Here is a 15,907-nt window from a genome sequence, read left to right as displayed (position 1 = left end):
CTGGACCTTCGCAAGCCCAAGTTTCCCTTACAGGACAGGCACTTCCTCCATTTCACGACCAGATCTACATCACACTGCGTGAAAGACGCAGGCTAGCTGGTGGTCTTCGGCGTGGTCCAGCGGTCGATGGCATCGCTAAGCATTGCAAGATCGGAGTCGAGACCTTGCGCGAACCGGGTGAGCGAGGTGATCACACGAGGGATCGCGGGTTGGGTCAGCATGCTGTCGTCCAACTTGAACCGGTGGATTTGGCCGGCGCCGACCTCCTCGAAATTCTCCATGGTGCCGTCGGCGCTACGTCGCTCGTCCCGGATGGTGTCGATCAAGCAGTACCGGGAGAGCGTCCGGTGGGCCTCGAAGCCGCGATCAAGGTTGAAGAGGTCGAGCCGGATTGCCTGGGGCAGGAACACGCCGCCATCCGCGTGTCGGTCGGGGAACGCCTGCGCCATCAGCCGTAGCACGAGATAGGTGATGACCTCGTTGTCGGACAACGCGTCTATCCAGCCGTTAAGGAAAAACTCGACAGGGATAGTGACTACCCGCCGCCTGGCTTTTCCTCTGCCGAGGTTAGGCCGGGCGTAGTAGGTGGTGCCGTTCCCCTGGCCGTTGTTCGTGCCCTCGTCGAGCAGCGCGAATCCCTCGTAGCGGCCGTGAACACGCACGGGCTCGATTTCCACCCGGCCGCAGGCGGCGAGGCGATCGAGCGCGCGCTTGATCTGCCGCTCCCGATTGGCCTTCGCCGTACGGGGGTGGGTTCGCCTCTTCGTCGAGTCGACGGTCGGCAAGGCTGTGAACTCCACCCAGGTCGACATAAGCGGATTGTCGTTGTAGCTGATGGGAAGGCGAGTGCGGGAATACTTGGTTTGCGGTGAGCGCACCTGCTGCTCGAACAGCGCGAGCAGGAGCACCTGTAGTGCGGCGCTCTTGGAGGCGCTCACACGCTGGATCCGGGTTGGGCCTGGGTGATCCTTAGTGACCCGCAAGAGTCCGAATCTGACGGCAATCTGCAACACCGATTCGGCCTTCGGGGTCGGCTGCCAGACTCGCCGGCGCGCGTTCTGGGCGGTTTCGGCCACCCCTGAGTCGAGCAGCTCTTGCAAGCGTGCGATTCGCCGTTCGAGCCTGGCCTTGGCTGGTCGGCCGGAAGTATCAATGCTCGACGCCGGTGTTTCCATGATCATCCAGAAAAGTTTTGACGTGTAGACAGATACCGATTGACCGCGCCAGAGAGTGGCTTAGTCGTCGACAGTGTCCTCTGCAGAGCAGTCTATCCGTAAAAGCTGGTGAGATGACAGACCGCGGATCTGCACCGCATCGTGGAGGGGCAGGCGCACGTGCCTGCGAGGCGCGAAGCGTGTGAGGGCCAGAAAATGTTGATCTTATTGATCGTGTGGGTTGTGTTCGTTATCGCCACAGCCGTGACCGCGGCCGGTGTCGCGCTGTTCCAGCCCGATCGGGACCGGCGCAAAGACGCACTCCAGGTCCTCCGCACCGTGCTCGGCACCGGTACGGCCATGGGCGGTGTTGCCGCGTTCCTGATCAAGCTGCATCAGACTGGTCTTGCATGATCCAGCTAAGATCCCGCCAGCATTGACGACACCCGAACCTTTCTCCCGTGACAAGCTCGGCGCGTGCGCCAGCGCGAGACGCAGCACGACCACGGCGCCCAAGACCGCGATGGCTAAGACGCCGAGGAACACCAACGCGGTTACTGCCATGAGGTGACTTCCCCGTCGGAATCGCCGTTGTCGGCGTCCGGGGTAGGAGCTGCTGGCGTCGACGCTGGGCCTGCTCCAGTGGCTGGACTGGGCTTGTCGGTGGCGGGCTCCTCGCGGACCCAGCCGTTGTCGTCGGCCGCGGACGGACTGCAGGTATGCGGCGATCGCGGCGGCGTCTGTCCGGTTCGCCCACTGCGTCCGGATCGCGGCCACCTCCTCATGGCGCCCCTGCTCCAGATAGCACCTTGGTTCAGGGCTCAGTCACGATGTGCTACCTGCATGCCGCACACCCCGAACGGGCCGCCGTGCTACCACGCTGAGGTCATGCTCCCGGAGGCTGCGGTCGGTGCGCGATCTCCTGGAACTCCATCTCGCTGGCTGCGAGCACCGGCTGCCAGACCTCTGGCGGCTGCGCCGTCTCCACCTTGAAGCCCCCGATGAGTAGCCGAAGAATGGCCTCCAGCGATACCCGTGACGTGGGGAAATGTACTCGGGCCAAGGTCGCTCCGGGTTTCAGCACCCCGGGTTCGTTCAGGTCCGCGTGGATGTTGATGTGGGCGTGAGGGTGCCCGCTGTCGTCGTCGCGTAGGTAGTCGTATCGGAAGATCTCACCCAGGCCACCGTCATCGTCGTCGAACTGGTTGATTTGGTACTGCACCGACGACTGCTCGATCTTGAGCCGCATCTCCTTGCCGACGTGGGGTGTCAGGTGAAGTGAGTACGCGACCCTTAGCCACCGGCCGTCGCGCAGCCGCACCGGAGACGTGGGGCCACCGTTGCCGCCGAGTACTCGGCGGGTCGGATCGCGGAGGCCCGCGAGGTTGACGAACTCGTTGTCGGCAATCACGGTCAAGCTCAGCAGCAGCTGCATGAGATCGCGGAAAGCGTCGAACGACTTCGGCGTGCCGGCCATGTACTCCCGGGTGAGCTGCCGGGCTCGCGCGCTGTACTTGGCGGCGTCCGGGGTCACTCGGCAGCAGCAGACTGCAGCGAGTCCGATGGGTCGAGAAGGTCGGCCAGCACCAGCGCGTCGCCGACGCGTCCCGCGTCCGAGAGCTTCCCGGCGCGGTAGGCGCGCACGACATCAGCCGCGGATCGGCCCAGGCGGGCACGCGTGACGCGGTCGATGTTCGCGATGATCTGCTCGCGCGTCAGCTCGACTGTGGTCGCGGACATCTCGCACCTCGTCTCTCCAGACAGCAGCCGCTGTCGTGCTCCAGGATATCGGGTGGTACGACAATTTCCGAGAGAACGCCGACGCGGCGCCTCTATCCTGGCTCGGCGAAGGTGGCGACAGCTCAAAAACATGGCGACCGAGGACGCCCGACTCGGTGGAGTTGGCGAGGAGGCCCCAGCGGCTGGAGCCGGGACACTGCGGGAGCCCCCTCCCGGGGCTTGCGAACTTCACCTCACGTGAAGGGGCGTGGGCGCCAGCCCTCGGGCACGTGGGGCAACAAGTTCGACCTGCTGCTCGAAGTGCGGGTAGCCGAGGCTGAAAGCTTCCGGCAGGCGATCGGGGCCTGGCTGGTGTCAGCGCCACGGACGCGACCAGATGTGTCGGGGTAGCGTGTAGAAACTCACAGAGTAAGCAGCATCGGGTGTCGAACTGTCGCGAGGTATACATGGGCATGGCGTTGCCAGGTGGGGCCGCAGACAAGCTTGGCAACGGTTACGAACGCCGATTCACAGTGTTAGCTATGCTCGACATCCTCATGGGCGATGCCACCACGCTTCGGGTGGAAGTGCCTGGTGACGCTGGCGCAGGCGCCGAATTCCGGCTGCGCCACCGGTCGGAGACAAGGTGGACCCAGTCGAAACGCCAGCGCAGTACGGGCGTATGGACACTGTCCGCGATCCTTAACGAAAATTTCCTACGAGACTGGCTCCCGAAGCTGCGAAACGGTGACATCTGCACATTCTCCTCGACCACGAGCGCAGACGACCTACGGCAACTGTGTGCCTGCGCTCGCGATGCGATCAACCTCGAGGAGTTCGAGGCTCAGTTCCTGGCGTCCGGCCGCCGAAAAAACTTCGAGCTGCTGGGTGCTGCATGGGGCGTAGACAACGCCGATACCTATCAATTTCTGGCGCAAATCCGTGTCGTGACCATCGATGATGAGCATCTCGATGACCTCATCGAGACCAAGCTCAAGCTGCTGGCCACAGGCAATCCGCGTGTGGCGCGGCGCATACTGTTGCAATATGCTGACGAAGTTATTCATCGAGAAATAGTTGCTGAAGATATTTGGGATTTTCTGTATGATAACGAAATCGAACAGCGCACCGCGATAACATCCCCATCAGCGGGTGCTGCGACACCAGAGGCACGACTCCTTGCAGAACGTCTTGATCGGCTACCCGTCTCCACGCGCGGTCGCCTAAATCAAGCGGTGAACGAAGACGGGGCCAGCGCCCGCCGCCTCATCCGCATTCTGGCGGACGAGCCGACACCGCGGAGTATCCTCGAACAGTGGAGCGAGCGCCTGCCTGACTGGCTCGCACATGCCGGGTGGGACACCCAAATCGCCGCTGCTGAACTTTCCGGTGCCTACGGATTACCGCACTTGCAGATCGCCCTGTTCACCGCTCTCGCCGATCAGGAATGCCCGCCTCGTGAACTCTGGGTGGCCCGCGCCGCTTTCGCCGAGGTACTGGATGACCAACCGGCGCCCTCCCTTAACGCGCGATTGTCAAACACTGGACCGCTGGAACATCCTTTCGCGCGTGCTGTCGCTGCGATGCTGGACGCACGCCTCGAGGACGCTCGCCAGCAACTTGAGGGCTGGCGCCCGGAAGACCCCGCCGACCACGCCGTCAAGGCGGTGATGTCCATCCAACTCGCGCTGGGAAATCCTAGTAATGACAGTGTCGAGCCAGGCTTCGTCGCACAGGCTCTGATGGTGTCAAGCCACCTTCTGGACGAAGGATGGTACCCGGCGGTTGCACTGTGGCGCTCCAGGCAGCTGACCATGCTCGCTCGGCAACGCGGGACGAAGATCTTGTTCGGCGATCTTCGGGAGGCGCAGGAGATCGCTCTCCGAGTACGGCAAGATCGACGAGCCTGCCGCAGCGACAGCGCCAGCGCAGCCGCTGCGGCATGTGAAGCGGCAGCGATGCGCGGCGACCTCGACGCCGTGCTCCGCATCGGTCTTCCGGTCGAGCACGGCGGTGACGCGACCGAGGTGGAGTCTCAGAACTCGGACGTCGCTATCCAGGTCGCGATGGCGGCGGTCCAGCGTCAGCGGTTCGACATCGCCGAGTTAGCGATCTCCAATGTCACCTCACCGTTTCACCGGAAGCTCATCGGGGCCCTGCGCGCCCAAGCTCAGAACGAGAACAGTGCACCTCGCTGGCGCGAAGCCATCAACCTGGCCGGTGACAATAGTTTCCACCTGAGCCAGGCGCTGAATGGTCTGGCGCGTACCGGCGCGACGGAACTTCCACGGCTAGACGAATTACGGGCGACACAGCCGGACATGGCTGCTGAGATCCAGGCGACCGCCGAGATTCACGCCGGTAACTATAGCCGGTCTATTGCCGCGCTACGGGCTCGGCGTCGCGAATCCATCACCGCGGCCATGACGCTCGCCGAGGCGTACCGGTCTACGGGCGACATCGACTCGGCCGCGCGAACATTGCTCGACGCAGCGGAAGACTTCAGCGACCCGTACCTGCAGCTCCAAGCAGCGATCATGCACGCACGCGCCGGTCAAAGTGAGCAAGCCAGAGAAATCGTCACCGCATTGATCCATGACCGCGATCCCGATTGGCCCGAGTTTACCGACGTCTTGAAGTTCGCCGCCCAGCTTGCGCTCGACGAACCCGATCTTGAACGCGCTATCAAATACTGTCGCCAGATCTTGCGTGAAGAACCAAGTGACAGTTCGACCAGGTGGTCACTGATCAACAGTCTTATTATTCTCGACAAGATGACAGAAGCATGGGACGTCCTACGTAATGCGCCAGAAGAATTACGCCCCGACTCGCCGGTGCAAGGCCAAATGTGGGTCAATCTGCATCGAAACTTCTCCGACCCTGCAACCCTGATCCGCGGAAGCTTGCGCATACTACGACTGCACCGAGATAATGAAGAGTTCAGCGCCTCGATCTTATTGTCAGTGATGATGCACAGCTCGTCGAACGAGCCAGTGCCAGCAGACCTCCTTGCGGAGTACCACCAGGAACTCGAACTGTTCTTCGAACGTTGGCCCGAAAGCCCCTTGCTGCGGCGGATACGGACCACTGACGACGAACTTCTCATCCAAGCTGTGACGGACGTAGTGCGGCCTACGCCCGAGCGCCTGACGGAGCGGCGTCGGCTCAGTCGAGAGTTCGTCCGAGGCGAGAAGCCTCTCATTGTTCTCGCGCAATATACGGGGCGAACCTACAGCGAGATACTGATACGACGTGGCCTGGGTGTTCTTCCTATGGTGCACCCCGATGCGCGCGAATCGGCGGTGTGCGAAGACACGGTTCGCGCCTCGGTGGACTTGGATGTAGCCATCGATGGGTCGGCTGTCGCCGTCCTGAGCGTCTTGCCTCATGAGGCATGGAGAGCTGCGTTGTCTGTGTTCCGTCGTGTACTCACCACGGAAGAACTTGCTCGAGATGCTAGGCAGTTCAAGGAAGACCTCCGTCGAACGCAAGGCGTTTTCTATTATAATGCTGATACCAAGGGGCCGGGAATTGCAGAACCGGGTGAGGAGGAGACCGCGATCGTCAAGCGTCGCCTTGCCTCCATGCAGGGCCTGCTCGGCACACTGTCACGCCGCCCTATTCATCCGGAGTCGTCCAGAGGTCTCCGGCAGGTAGCGGCACATGCTTCAGTCGTACACCTAGGTGCACTGGAGAAGATCGCAGTCTGGTGCGACGACGCTGCAGCCCGCCTTGTACTACGAGACTTAGGGGTTGCCACCTTCTCAACCATAGCTGTTCTCGAACGCCTCTTCGAGGATGGTGAGATCTCCTCCGTTAGCTACGAATCTATGCTTGACACCTTGATGCGCGAACGCATCGGAAACATCGATCCGGACCCAATTCGGCTCCAGCGAATAGCCGCAGAAGAGAATTGGCAAGCAGGTAGCGCGGCGAGTTGCTTAGCTCAACCACAAACGTGGGTGAACATAGAACGAACGGTCGAACTTGCCACCCAAATGCTGCGCATTTGCCACCGGGAGAGTCCCGATCATGTCGCCGCCTGGCTTCAGAATGCTGTGTTTGGAGCAGTAATGCGCTGTCCCAACACGCGAGCTGCGGTCGAGACAGGAGCCCTGCTTCTGGCGGGAAACCTGGTTGCGCTCCAGGCTCGTGGCGACCTTGCGCGGGACATGGTCCTCGCTACCCGGGCCGCGTTCACGGAGGGGCTACCTGTGGACAACCCGGCCGGCGTTGGCACCGACCCACTTCCTGCAGCAGCCAAACACATGCGCACTCTGCTTCTCGCTAACTCGGCGGTTGCCCCCGACCAAGTCTTCCCGTTTATCCTTGACTGCTTAAGTGCCCTCGAAGCCCACGACATTCAGGCAGCGACGGGGGCAATCCTCGCCGAGGATCGATGATCTCTGAAAGTCGAGTTCGACGCGCTCAGCAGCAAAGACCTCGGTGGCCACCTCAAACTGGAGACGTCACACTGCTGCGTGCTGCCCAGCGGCATACGCAAGTTCTCCCTTCCTTGGCGCCGATGGGGCTATCAAGCCTGCAGGCCGGCGGGACGAAGAGCGATCGTGTCGTCGTGTGTTCCGGCTGCGGCTCATCAGGTCATCTCAGCGACACGTTCTGCCCGAACTGCGGCGCCTACCTCGAATGGTCTGCCGTCACAGCCGATTCCGACAGCGGAACGGGCACAGCGAGCCTGCGCTAGGTCGGCGACGATCCGCCGTTTGTCGAGGCGTACTGGACTATCGGACCTGTTACCGGCCGGCTGAGTCGGCTGCCGACGAGCAGTCCGCGTGGAAGGGAAGTGGGGTTGGGGTCGTCCGACGGGCGGTGTCATGACAGGGTGTGGGCATGACCAGCAGCGTGACCCGGCTTCGTGACGGCGCCATCGGCGTCGGATACGAGGGGCAGGAGATCTCCGAGTTCATTGACGGTCTCGTGCAGCGTGGCGTGACGCGTCTGGTCGATGTCAGGTTGACCCCGATCTCGCGTAAGCGGGGATTCAGCAAGACGGCGCTACGTACTGCGCTGGCTGAGGCCGGAATCGAGTACGACCACCGTCGTGAGCTTGGGAACGTCAAGACGAATCGTGCCGGCTTCGCTGGTGACGAGACCGAGCTCAAGCAGGCGAAGGATCGGTACGTAGAGCTGCTGGAGAACGCCGAGGCTCAGGCCAGTCTGGATGAACTCGCTCGCCTGTCTGCTGGTGAACGTGTCGCCGTTCTGTGCTTCGAGGCTGATCAGCGGCGGTGTCATCGTGACGTCGTGCTGGCGGAGATCGCAGGCCGTCTACCTCGGAACTGACCGCGGGGGCCAGTAAACGCCGAGGACACTGAACGTCCGGGGATGCGCCGCGACGTTGCCGACGTAGAAGGCGACGTCGCGATCAGCTGAGCAGACCTCGTGCAGAAACCGCTGCTCGAGCCGCTGTGCGGCCTCGGCGTCGTTCATGCCGCCGAGGCGCAGGAGCTGGAACGCGACGAACTCCCAGTCGATGAATCCCTGCTTGTGGCTGTTGCAATCGCGCTCTTCGCACTCGTAGTGGTAGGTGCCGGCGAACCGCGGTGCCCGTAGCGGCGTCCGGTCCTCGTCACCGAAGAGATCGAGTTGGCCGACGTAGGTGTCAATCTTGGCTTGCTGGGCCTTCGACCAGCCCTGATGTCGCGCTATCCGCAGCGCGGTGATCCTTTTCGGGCGGATGAGGGCCAGTGACTGTGTGCTCATGGTGGCGCCGCGAATGAGGCGGCACATCGTCGTCTGTTCGCTGATCGCCGGATCGATCCACGGGCGGCGGTGTGCCCACTTGGTCAGGTGCTTCCCCACCTTCAGGGTGGGCATCCGCGGTCGCCAGCTCTCCTGCCTGCTGTCCTGCCGGGCCGGTACCGCCTCGACCGACACGACGTCGTACTTCGCGAAGCTCGCATCGGGGCCGAGCTCGCGAAAGTTGATCGGGTAGAGGCGGATCCAGCCTGGACGGTGCGGGTCGAGGCTGAGCCCAGCCACGCAGACCGTTTCGCCGTACTTCTCGGAAGGGTTGGGCGCCGCCTTGACAGTGACCAGGACTTGCAACGTGACAGCCTGGTCACCCGCCGGTTTGGCGGTGGGTGTGTCGGGTGGCTGGCCGAACATCGGAAGCTGCGTCATCGGACCTCCCCGATCCGTCCATGTGAACTACCCAACGTAACTCCGGGCGTGGCACCGTGTGCGCGGCCAAAGGAGTGATCTGCCGAAATCAGTGTCGGTTTCGGTGTGGAGACGGTGATGGGGATCGTGTGGTCGCAGAGCCGTTTCATGGCCAGGCAGGTGACGCGTGCGATTCGACGAAGGTGCGAGCCTCGGCGTCTCCGAGGTCGACGATCAGCGTGGCGTCGGTGGCCGGGTAGCCATGGGCGGTGGCGGACTCGGCGTGCTGGGTCTCGTGGTGTACTTCCTGTTCTCACAGTTCGGCGGGGTATCACCGAGCGGACAAGGGTTGTCCGGCATCGACTCCGGCCGACAGATCGGACAACACCTCGCTCTCCTCGGAATGCCGCACCGGCGCCGACGCGAGCCGGAATCGTGCCTGCGCCATAGTCGCGGTGATCAACTCGATCCAGGACTACTGGACCGCGCAGTTCGCCCGATCCGGGCAGACCTATCGCAAGGCGACCACGAAGTTCTTCCGAGGCGGAGTCCGCACAGGCTGACGGCTGGACGACCAGCCTTCGAACCGTGCAAGCGAGTACGACCTGCCGGCTCAGCTCTTCACCGGTGAACTCGTAACAGTGGAACGACCGAGAGCGACTGATGGTCTACGCCCCTGTCAACGCCAACGGGATGCCCTCGCGCCCTGCTTGAATTATCCCTGGGAGAAAGCCGATGCAACCGAACTTCACGCGAGGTATCCGGCTAGCCTTTCCGGCTACTGAGTTTGACGTCGAAACCGAGGACTTCTCCACCCTTGAAGTGCGAGCTGGGCCCGATGGGACTTTTCACTACTTCTATGACAACAAGCATCATCGATTGATCAAAAGTTTCGTCATTGAGAACCGCCCACAGGTCGCCACCCTCTGCAGTGTCTTCCTCATCAAGAAGGAAGGTGGCTACTCGCCGAGGATCAAGTTCTGGAAGAAGGACAAGACGAAGGCGAACAAGTCGCCAGTGGAAGTAGAAGTCGCCGACGACGAGAGTGTGAGGTACGTCAAGGCGCTAGTCGACACCTCCGATGCTTACAAGAACTTCTGGAAGCTTATCGACTTTCTGCAAAGTTTCCAAGGAATTGAGCTGCCAGCTAACGATTTCAAGGTGGTGAGCGCAGACAGCGTTCAGCTTGCCGAGCAACTTCAGGATGTCGACCGCGCCACCGTGCTCGAAGCCGTCCGTACGGTTTTGGGCAGCTCGCTCACGCAGGCGGACATTCATCTCATTACCAACCGCAAAGCCCAGCTTGAGTACTTTCCTCGACTGCTCCACGATGAAGCATTCTTCGAGCAAGAACGTGGCGCACTCGGTCGCGACGGCAAAGAAGCTCTTTGGGAACAGTTCTTTGAGAGGAACCCATGGATCTTCGGGTACGGCCTTAATCTCGTCGCCTGTCAGTCGTTCGACGATGGCAAGCTGGAACGCTATGCCACCGGCGGAAGCCTATTCCATGGTGCCGCGAAACGCAGTGACGCCGTGCTTCGGTCCCGAGGTCTCGTCAGCAGTCTGCTGTTCTGTGAGATCAAGACGCACGCTACGCCGCTGTTGGAGAGCAAGCCGTATCGCAAGCCAGACGTCTATCAGGCGTCCCAGGAATTAACGGGCGCAGTGTCTCAAGTGCAGAAGACCGCGGACAAGGCACTGCGCGGGATCCTCGAGTACGTACGGCGGCACTACGAGAGGGACGGCACGCCGACAGACATCGAGTACTCGACAGTGCGTCCCAAGCAGGTCGTCGTCATTGGCGACATGCGGCAGTTCGAGCAGGCTGGCCAGGTCAACCCGCAGCGACTCTCGTCCTTCGAGTTTTACCGTCGGGCAATCACAGATGTTGAGATTATTACGTTCGATGAGCTCTACGAGAGGGCCAAGTTCATCGTGGCGGACCAGTGATGACCAATTCAAGCTGCGTAGTTCGGCTTCAGCGTTTGACGAGCGGCTCGGCTTTGCCGACGTCGATCACTTTGATCATTCCGGTCGCCGAGTCGCCGCCATCGCGGCGTGCTTGTGGCGACGTGAAAGCCTGCTGGCCAGATAGGTCATGTAGCCGATGAGCACGACCAGGCCCGAGATGAAAAGGAACGCTAGTGAGCGGATGTAGCCGGTGAAGCCTGTCGGTCCATCTCTCATAGCCAGGATCGGCAGGACAACCCCGACGATCGTGGGATAGAGCAGGACACAAATGCCGATCCAGAGCTGTTTGTCCGGTCGAACGATCTTGTCGCGTTGCTCTTGATGGCGCCGAGCCTCATTCTCGGCATCCTGTAACTGTTGCTTGGCGGCAGTGCTAGCAGTCTGGAGGGCGATCCGCCGAGGTTCTGGGCTGCTTCTCAGAGCCGGGTAGTCGACCATGAAGTCGGAGGCGTCATATTGGCCGTAGTATCCGGGTTTCGGCAGCGAAGGCGGCGCGGTTTCGGCTCGAGCCTCGATTGCGGCAGCGAAGGCGTGTCGCCAGACTTCTGGCTGATCAGTTGTCGGTAGGGCTGCGGCGTTCCTCTGGCAGAAGGCCTCCCAGTCGTTCATTTGGTGCCATTGGTCCACTCGTAGACTCTCTGCTGGCCGAAGCTTATCCTCAAAAAAGGCACGTGCTCGGTGGAACTCGTTCGCTGCCATCTCGAGATAGGGAGCGATCTGTCCGGCCGTGATGGGGGTGGTGATGTTGGCGATTCGTTGGAGCTCGTCCAGGTCGCGGGTGCCTGCTTGGATGGCCTTGAGCACGTCGACGTCGGCGATGAACTCGATCGCTTCGAACTCGACGAGTTGCTTCTCGGCTGCTTCTGCGCGTGTTTGAGCGGTCCGCAGTCGTTCGTTGGCCTGGTCCAGGAGGGCTTGGGCGCCCTGCTGCTCGCTGTCGAGACCGATGAAGCGGTTGACGAGTAGACCGCCGATGATCGCGACCAGTCCGGCGCTGGCTCCGGTCATGGTGGAGAGGAACGGCGTGGGGTCGGCCATGACGCAACGCTAGTTCAGGCGATGGTGATCGTGGTCACCGACGTGGCGTCGGAGCTGGGTGTGTTTGCGTGTGGCTGGGATTGTCCAGTTCATGTTTCGAGAGTGGAGGTGTCGACCCATCGAGCGAGGACGCTGAGCGCGGCGAGTTGTTCGAGGGCTTCGTTCTCGGGGAGTTCGCCTTCGACGTGGCTGAGCGGGTTGCGGATGGCGCCGAAACAGCCGTCGGCGTAGGCGCGGATCCCGCGGTGGAGGCTGGTGAAGGTCTTTGACCCGTTGTCGGGTATGGCGCGAAGTCGCGGCTTTCCAGGCTGGGGTGGGTCGTTGCTAAATGCCTGGGCGAACAGGTCTGATTCGGAGATGTCAAACCGGTTGAGTTTGTTCTGGGTCTCAGCGTTGATCTTGACGCAGGCCGCACGGACAGCTTCCCGGAAGTGACCGCTCTGCCAAAGTGATCGAGCGCCGTCCCAGGCCCAGGGATGAAGGTTACCCGCGTTAAGTTGCGGCGCGTTGTCGCCGAGCTTCTCCTCGACTTCAGCCTGGCGTTTCAGGACCGCCAGGGCTCGATGGCTTGCCTCGATGTGCTGGCACCAGCGGTTGACAGTCTCGTTGCGGTCGCTGGGGACCTCAGTACGCCAGTTCGGGATGACCCGGTTGAAGATTTGCTCAACGACATGAGCCGCGGCCACGACATCCGCCAGTGGGCTCACCGTCTTGACCCGCGGTATGAACGAGCGAACCCCTGGCGGGTCGAGGGCCGGCTCAAACCGCGTATGGGCAATGAACTCATATAGCTCGTTGATCGCCCAAGCCTTGTCCATGTTCATCTGGGTATTGTCCTCGCAGAACCGACAGATCGCGTGAGCACCGGATGTTTCGTCCAGGGGATCACCCGGACGTCAGCCCGTGGAGGTCGTGACGGACTTCGGTGTTGAGGCGGAGAAGGTCCGCGAGTCGCTAGTCGCCGTCTTGCGGGCGCGGCGGTCGTCGGTGCATCGCCAGGCGCCCAACGCGGAGCCGAGCAGGATCACCAGCGCCGCAGCGACGACAGCGTGACGGTCCTCGGCGCCCGCGTGGCTGAGGGCGGCGAAGGCGAGAGCGCCGCAGGCCAGCACAGCGAGTATTCGTGTGGCGACGATCCAGCGAGCGGGTCGACGGCGTGGCCGATTCGTCCAGGCAGGGTTCGCCATGTGTTCACCCTTCTGTTGCCGGGGCTGCTCGTTCAGCACATAGCGTCGCTGCATCGAGATTTGTGGTTCCAAGTGGGCCACTTCGATCCCGAACTGACTGCCATGGAGGTGCTGTGCCGACTCGTCCCGAGCCCGCTCGGCGTACTGTTCCGCTGCCGTTGCTCGCCGCGCATGACGGTGGCAGGACGGCGTTGACCTGTCGTTACCGGTGTGGTGACGCGTGTTTCCATCCCGCGCCGAACACGTCGGACAACCCGTATCTCGGTGACGTGATCACGAATGCCCTGTCCCGGCGCGGGGTTCTGCGCGCCGGTGCGGTGGTGTCGCTGGCTGTGGCGGCGGCCGGTGTCCCGGCGATGGCATCGGCGGCTGAGACGGACGCCGTCGAGGCCGCGGGCCGCGGAGGCCGTGGGTCCGCGCCGGGGCTGCGGTTCGAGCCGGTGCCGCACAACAAGCTCGACGCGGTGTCCGTTCCGGCCGGGTACACCCACGAGGTGGTGGTCCGGTGGGGCGAACCGATCCTGGCCGGAGCGCCCGCGTTCGACCCGGCTGGGCAGAGCGCGACGGCGCAGGCCGGGCAGTTCGGCTACAACTGCGACTATCTGGCGCTGCTGGAGTTGCCGTGGGAGCGGCATCGGCAGGTGCTGGTCGCGAATCACGAGTACACCGACGAGAACTTGATGTTCGCCGGGTACTCGGCGGCGAACCCGACGCGGGATCAGGTGGAGATCGCGTGGGCGGCGCACGGGTTGTCGGTGCTGGTGCTGGACGAGGACCGGCGCGGTGACCGGTTGACGCCGGTGCGCGGGCATCGGCTGAACCGGCGGGTCACCGCGACCACGCCGCTCGCGTTGTCCGGGCCGGCGGCGGGCAGCGTGCTGTTGCGGACGTCGGCGGATCCGGCAGGGAAGACGGTGCTGGGCACGCTGAACAACTGCGGTGGCGGGATGACGCCGTGGGGGACGGTGCTCTCGGGTGAGGAGAACTTCAACCAGTACTTCGGCAACGCCGATCTGGTGACCGACCCGGTCACCAGGCAGCGGCTGGCCCGGTATGGGCTGCGCGGGCTGGCGAGTGAGCGGAAGTGGGAGCGGTTCGATCCGCGGTTCGATGTGTCGAAGGAGCCGAACGAGGTCAACCGGCACGGCTGGATCGTGGAGATCGACCCGTTCGATCCGACGTCGACGCCGCGGAAGCGCACGGCGCTGGGCCGGTTCAAGCACGAGGCCGCCGAGCCGCGCCTGACCCGCGATGGCCGGGTGGTGCTGTACATGGGCGACGACGAGCGGTTCGACTACTTCTACAAGTACGTCTCCAAGAACCGGGTCAAGCACGGTGCGAGCCAGACCGCCAGGCGGCACAACGCGACACTGCTGGACGAGGGAACCCTGTACGTCGCCAAGTTCGCCGGCGACAGCCCCGCCGCCGAGATCGACGGCTCCGGGAAACTCCCGGCGGACGGCGAGTTCGACGGCACCGGCTCCTGGGTTCCGCTGGCCAGCGGAACGAAATCCTTTGTGGACGGGATGACGGCCGAGGAGGTGTATGTCTACACACGGCTGGCGGCGGACAAGGTCGGTGCGACCAAGATGGACCGTCCGGAGGATGTCGAGCCCCATCCCCGCACCGGGACCGTCTACATCGCGCTGACCAACAACTCCGACCGCGGCGCGGCGGGCAAGGCCGGTCCGGATGAGGCGAATCCGCGCACCGGCAACCGGCACGGCCAAGTGATGGAGGTCCTCGAGTCGGGCAACGACCCGGCCGCGACCAGTTTCCGGTGGCGGCTGTTCCTGGTCTGCGGGGACCCGGCCGACCCGAGCACCTACTTCGCCGGTTTCCCGAAGGATCAGGTGAGCCCGGTCTCGTGTCCGGACAACCTGGCGTTCGACCGGTACGGCAACTTGTGGATCGCCACCGACGGCAACGCGCTCAAGTCGAACGACGGGTTGTTCGGGGTGGCGGTCGAGGGCCGCTACCGCGGGCAGGTCAAGCAGCTGCTCACCGTGCCGCTGGGTGCGGAGACCTGCGGGCCGATCATCGGCGAGCGCCGGATCCTGGTCGCCGTGCAGCATCCGGGCGAGGTCGACGGCGCCACGGTGGAGAAGCCCGCCTCGACCTGGCCTGACGGGCCGGGGAACCTGGTGCGGCCGTCGGTGATCAGCGTGCGCCGCGAGGGCCGCGGCCGGATCGGCGACTAACGAGAAAAGCCTCGGCCTTGTGGCCGGTGGAGGGTTTGGTCAGGGGAACAGCCAACCCTGCCTGGGGCGGTTCCGAATCATCGGGGCCGCCCCAGGTGTATTCAGTCGCAGTTGCTGAGCCGGGTGGGCGTGCCCCGGTGAGGGCGGAACATGCCGTGGGTGCGAACGAGCGCGGTCATGATCTCCAGCGGCTCGTCCTGGACCCGGTACCAGCTCCACGTGCCGCGGCGTTCCCGCGACAGCAATCCGGCCTTCACCAGCATCTTGACGTGATGCGACAGTGTGGACTGTGGCAGGTCGAACTCGTCGGCGAGGTCGCAGAAGCAGGCCTCGCCGTTGGGTGAGTGGGCGACGAGCGTCAGCAGCCGGACCCGGACGGGGTCGCCGAGGGCTTTGAACAGGGCGGCGGCGGACGTCGCGTCTCCGGGGTCGAGGACGTCGGCGCCGATCGCCGACAGCGGCAACGCCGCGATCCCGTTGATGTCGAGTTCACCCACAGCCATGGGTGACATCA

13 protein-coding genes and 1 pseudogene are annotated in these 15,907 nt (G+C 63.2%); 5 read left to right on the top strand and 9 right to left on the bottom strand.

The annotated features are described in order from the left end of the window. Positions 1–92 precede the first annotated feature (92 nt). From AC0685_RS42085 to AC0685_RS42070, 4 genes are all read right to left on the bottom strand, one after another. Positions 93–1,181 carry a hypothetical protein gene (locus AC0685_RS42085; RefSeq protein ID WP_478230627.1) on the bottom strand — a complete coding sequence of 363 codons (1,089 nt, stop codon included), beginning with the start codon at positions 1,179–1,181 and terminating at the stop codon, positions 93–95. 198 nt (positions 1,182–1,379) lie between these two features. Further along, positions 1,380–1,718 (bottom strand): hypothetical protein, encoded by a 339-nt coding sequence (locus AC0685_RS42080; protein ID WP_478230626.1) that lies wholly within the window; start codon positions 1,716–1,718, stop codon positions 1,380–1,382. 322 nt (positions 1,719–2,040) lie between these two features. Next, a complete protein-coding gene (locus tag AC0685_RS42075) occupies positions 2,041–2,688 on the bottom strand; it encodes a hypothetical protein (protein WP_478230625.1) in 648 nt (215 codons plus the stop codon). After that, positions 2,685–2,894 (bottom strand): hypothetical protein, encoded by a 210-nt coding sequence (locus tag AC0685_RS42070; protein WP_478230624.1) that lies wholly within the window; start codon positions 2,892–2,894, stop codon positions 2,685–2,687. The genes AC0685_RS42075 and AC0685_RS42070 overlap by 4 nt, the downstream gene beginning before the upstream one ends. A 521-nt stretch (positions 2,895–3,415) precedes the next feature. Here AC0685_RS42070 and AC0685_RS42065 point away from each other — a divergent pair. Both AC0685_RS42065 and AC0685_RS42060 read left to right on the top strand, forming a co-directional pair. Continuing rightward, complete coding sequence (locus tag AC0685_RS42065) at positions 3,416–7,276, top strand: hypothetical protein (protein WP_478230623.1); 3,861 nt, start codon at positions 3,416–3,418, stop codon at positions 7,274–7,276. A gap of 448 nt (positions 7,277–7,724) precedes the next feature. Next, the gene (locus tag AC0685_RS42060) at positions 7,725–8,177 is read left to right on the top strand and encodes a DUF488 domain-containing protein (protein ID WP_478230622.1); all 453 of its coding nucleotides are present in this window, start codon (positions 7,725–7,727) and stop codon (positions 8,175–8,177) included. Here the strand turns inward: AC0685_RS42060 and AC0685_RS42055 are convergent. Next, positions 8,163–9,017: a hypothetical protein gene (locus AC0685_RS42055; RefSeq protein ID WP_478230621.1), complete on the bottom strand. Its 855-nt coding sequence runs from the start codon at positions 9,015–9,017 to the stop codon at positions 8,163–8,165. The genes AC0685_RS42060 and AC0685_RS42055 overlap by 15 nt on opposite strands. A 166-nt stretch (positions 9,018–9,183) precedes the next feature. Between AC0685_RS42055 and AC0685_RS42050 the strand changes: the two are divergent. Together AC0685_RS42050 and AC0685_RS42045 are read left to right on the top strand one after the other, a co-directional pair. Next, a pseudogene (locus AC0685_RS42050) lies at positions 9,184–9,556 on the top strand (neutral zinc metallopeptidase); the annotation flags it as partial. Between the two features lie 175 nt (positions 9,557–9,731). Next, positions 9,732–10,946 carry a Shedu immune nuclease family protein gene (locus tag AC0685_RS42045; RefSeq protein WP_478230620.1) on the top strand — a complete coding sequence of 405 codons (1,215 nt, stop codon included), beginning with the start codon at positions 9,732–9,734 and terminating at the stop codon, positions 10,944–10,946. 75 nt (positions 10,947–11,021) lie between these two features. Here AC0685_RS42045 and AC0685_RS42040 read toward each other — a convergent pair whose 3' ends face one another. From AC0685_RS42040 to AC0685_RS42030, 3 genes are all read right to left on the bottom strand, one after another. Beyond that, positions 11,022–12,005, bottom strand: coding sequence for a hypothetical protein (locus AC0685_RS42040; RefSeq protein WP_478230619.1), 984 nt, complete (start codon positions 12,003–12,005; stop codon positions 11,022–11,024). Between the two features lie 89 nt (positions 12,006–12,094). After that, positions 12,095–12,829, bottom strand: coding sequence for a TIGR02391 family protein (locus AC0685_RS42035; protein WP_478230618.1), 735 nt, complete (start codon positions 12,827–12,829; stop codon positions 12,095–12,097). Positions 12,830–12,901: 72 nt separating this feature from the next. Then, positions 12,902–13,192: a hypothetical protein gene (locus AC0685_RS42030; protein WP_478230617.1), complete on the bottom strand. Its 291-nt coding sequence runs from the start codon at positions 13,190–13,192 to the stop codon at positions 12,902–12,904. Positions 13,193–13,305: 113 nt separating this feature from the next. Here AC0685_RS42030 and AC0685_RS42025 point away from each other — a divergent pair, with 113 nt between their 5' ends. Then, on the top strand, positions 13,306–15,393 hold the full coding sequence (locus tag AC0685_RS42025) for a PhoX family protein (protein WP_478230616.1): 2,088 nt from the start codon (positions 13,306–13,308) through the stop codon (positions 15,391–15,393). A gap of 101 nt (positions 15,394–15,494) precedes the next feature. Here AC0685_RS42025 and AC0685_RS42020 read toward each other — a convergent pair whose 3' ends face one another. Next, positions 15,495–15,896, bottom strand: coding sequence for an ArsR/SmtB family transcription factor (locus AC0685_RS42020; protein WP_478230615.1), 402 nt, complete (start codon positions 15,894–15,896; stop codon positions 15,495–15,497). Positions 15,897–15,907 lie beyond the last annotated feature (11 nt).

The sequence above is a fragment of the Amycolatopsis sp. NPDC043889 genome, assembly GCF_056435645.1.
The sequence above is the reverse complement of the archived record's forward strand: the minus strand, read 5'-3'. Positions and strand labels throughout refer to the sequence as shown.

What these genes read in the sequence shown, in the direction of transcription:
- AC0685_RS42070 (WP_478230624.1), bottom strand. Translation starts at nt 2,894, where the DNA reads ATGTCCGCGACCACAGTCGAGCTGACGCGCGAGCAGATCATCGCGAAC.
- AC0685_RS42045 (WP_478230620.1), top strand. Translation starts at nt 9,732, where the DNA reads ATGCAACCGAACTTCACGCGAGGTATCCGGCTAGCCTTTCCGGCTACT.
- AC0685_RS42030 (WP_478230617.1), bottom strand. Translation starts at nt 13,192, where the DNA reads ATGGCGAACCCTGCCTGGACGAATCGGCCACGCCGTCGACCCGCTCGC.
- AC0685_RS42035 (WP_478230618.1), bottom strand. Translation starts at nt 12,829, where the DNA reads ATGAACATGGACAAGGCTTGGGCGATCAACGAGCTATATGAGTTCATT.
- AC0685_RS42040 (WP_478230619.1), bottom strand. Translation starts at nt 12,005, where the DNA reads ATGGCCGACCCCACGCCGTTCCTCTCCACCATGACCGGAGCCAGCGCC.
- AC0685_RS42060 (WP_478230622.1), top strand. Translation starts at nt 7,725, where the DNA reads ATGACCAGCAGCGTGACCCGGCTTCGTGACGGCGCCATCGGCGTCGGA.
- AC0685_RS42055 (WP_478230621.1), bottom strand. Translation starts at nt 9,017, where the DNA reads ATGACGCAGCTTCCGATGTTCGGCCAGCCACCCGACACACCCACCGCC.
- AC0685_RS42080 (WP_478230626.1), bottom strand. Translation starts at nt 1,718, where the DNA reads ATGGCAGTAACCGCGTTGGTGTTCCTCGGCGTCTTAGCCATCGCGGTC.
- AC0685_RS42065 (WP_478230623.1), top strand. Translation starts at nt 3,416, where the DNA reads ATGCTCGACATCCTCATGGGCGATGCCACCACGCTTCGGGTGGAAGTG.
- AC0685_RS42085 (WP_478230627.1), bottom strand. Translation starts at nt 1,181, where the DNA reads ATGATCATGGAAACACCGGCGTCGAGCATTGATACTTCCGGCCGACCA.
- AC0685_RS42020 (WP_478230615.1), bottom strand. Translation starts at nt 15,896, where the DNA reads ATGGCTGTGGGTGAACTCGACATCAACGGGATCGCGGCGTTGCCGCTG.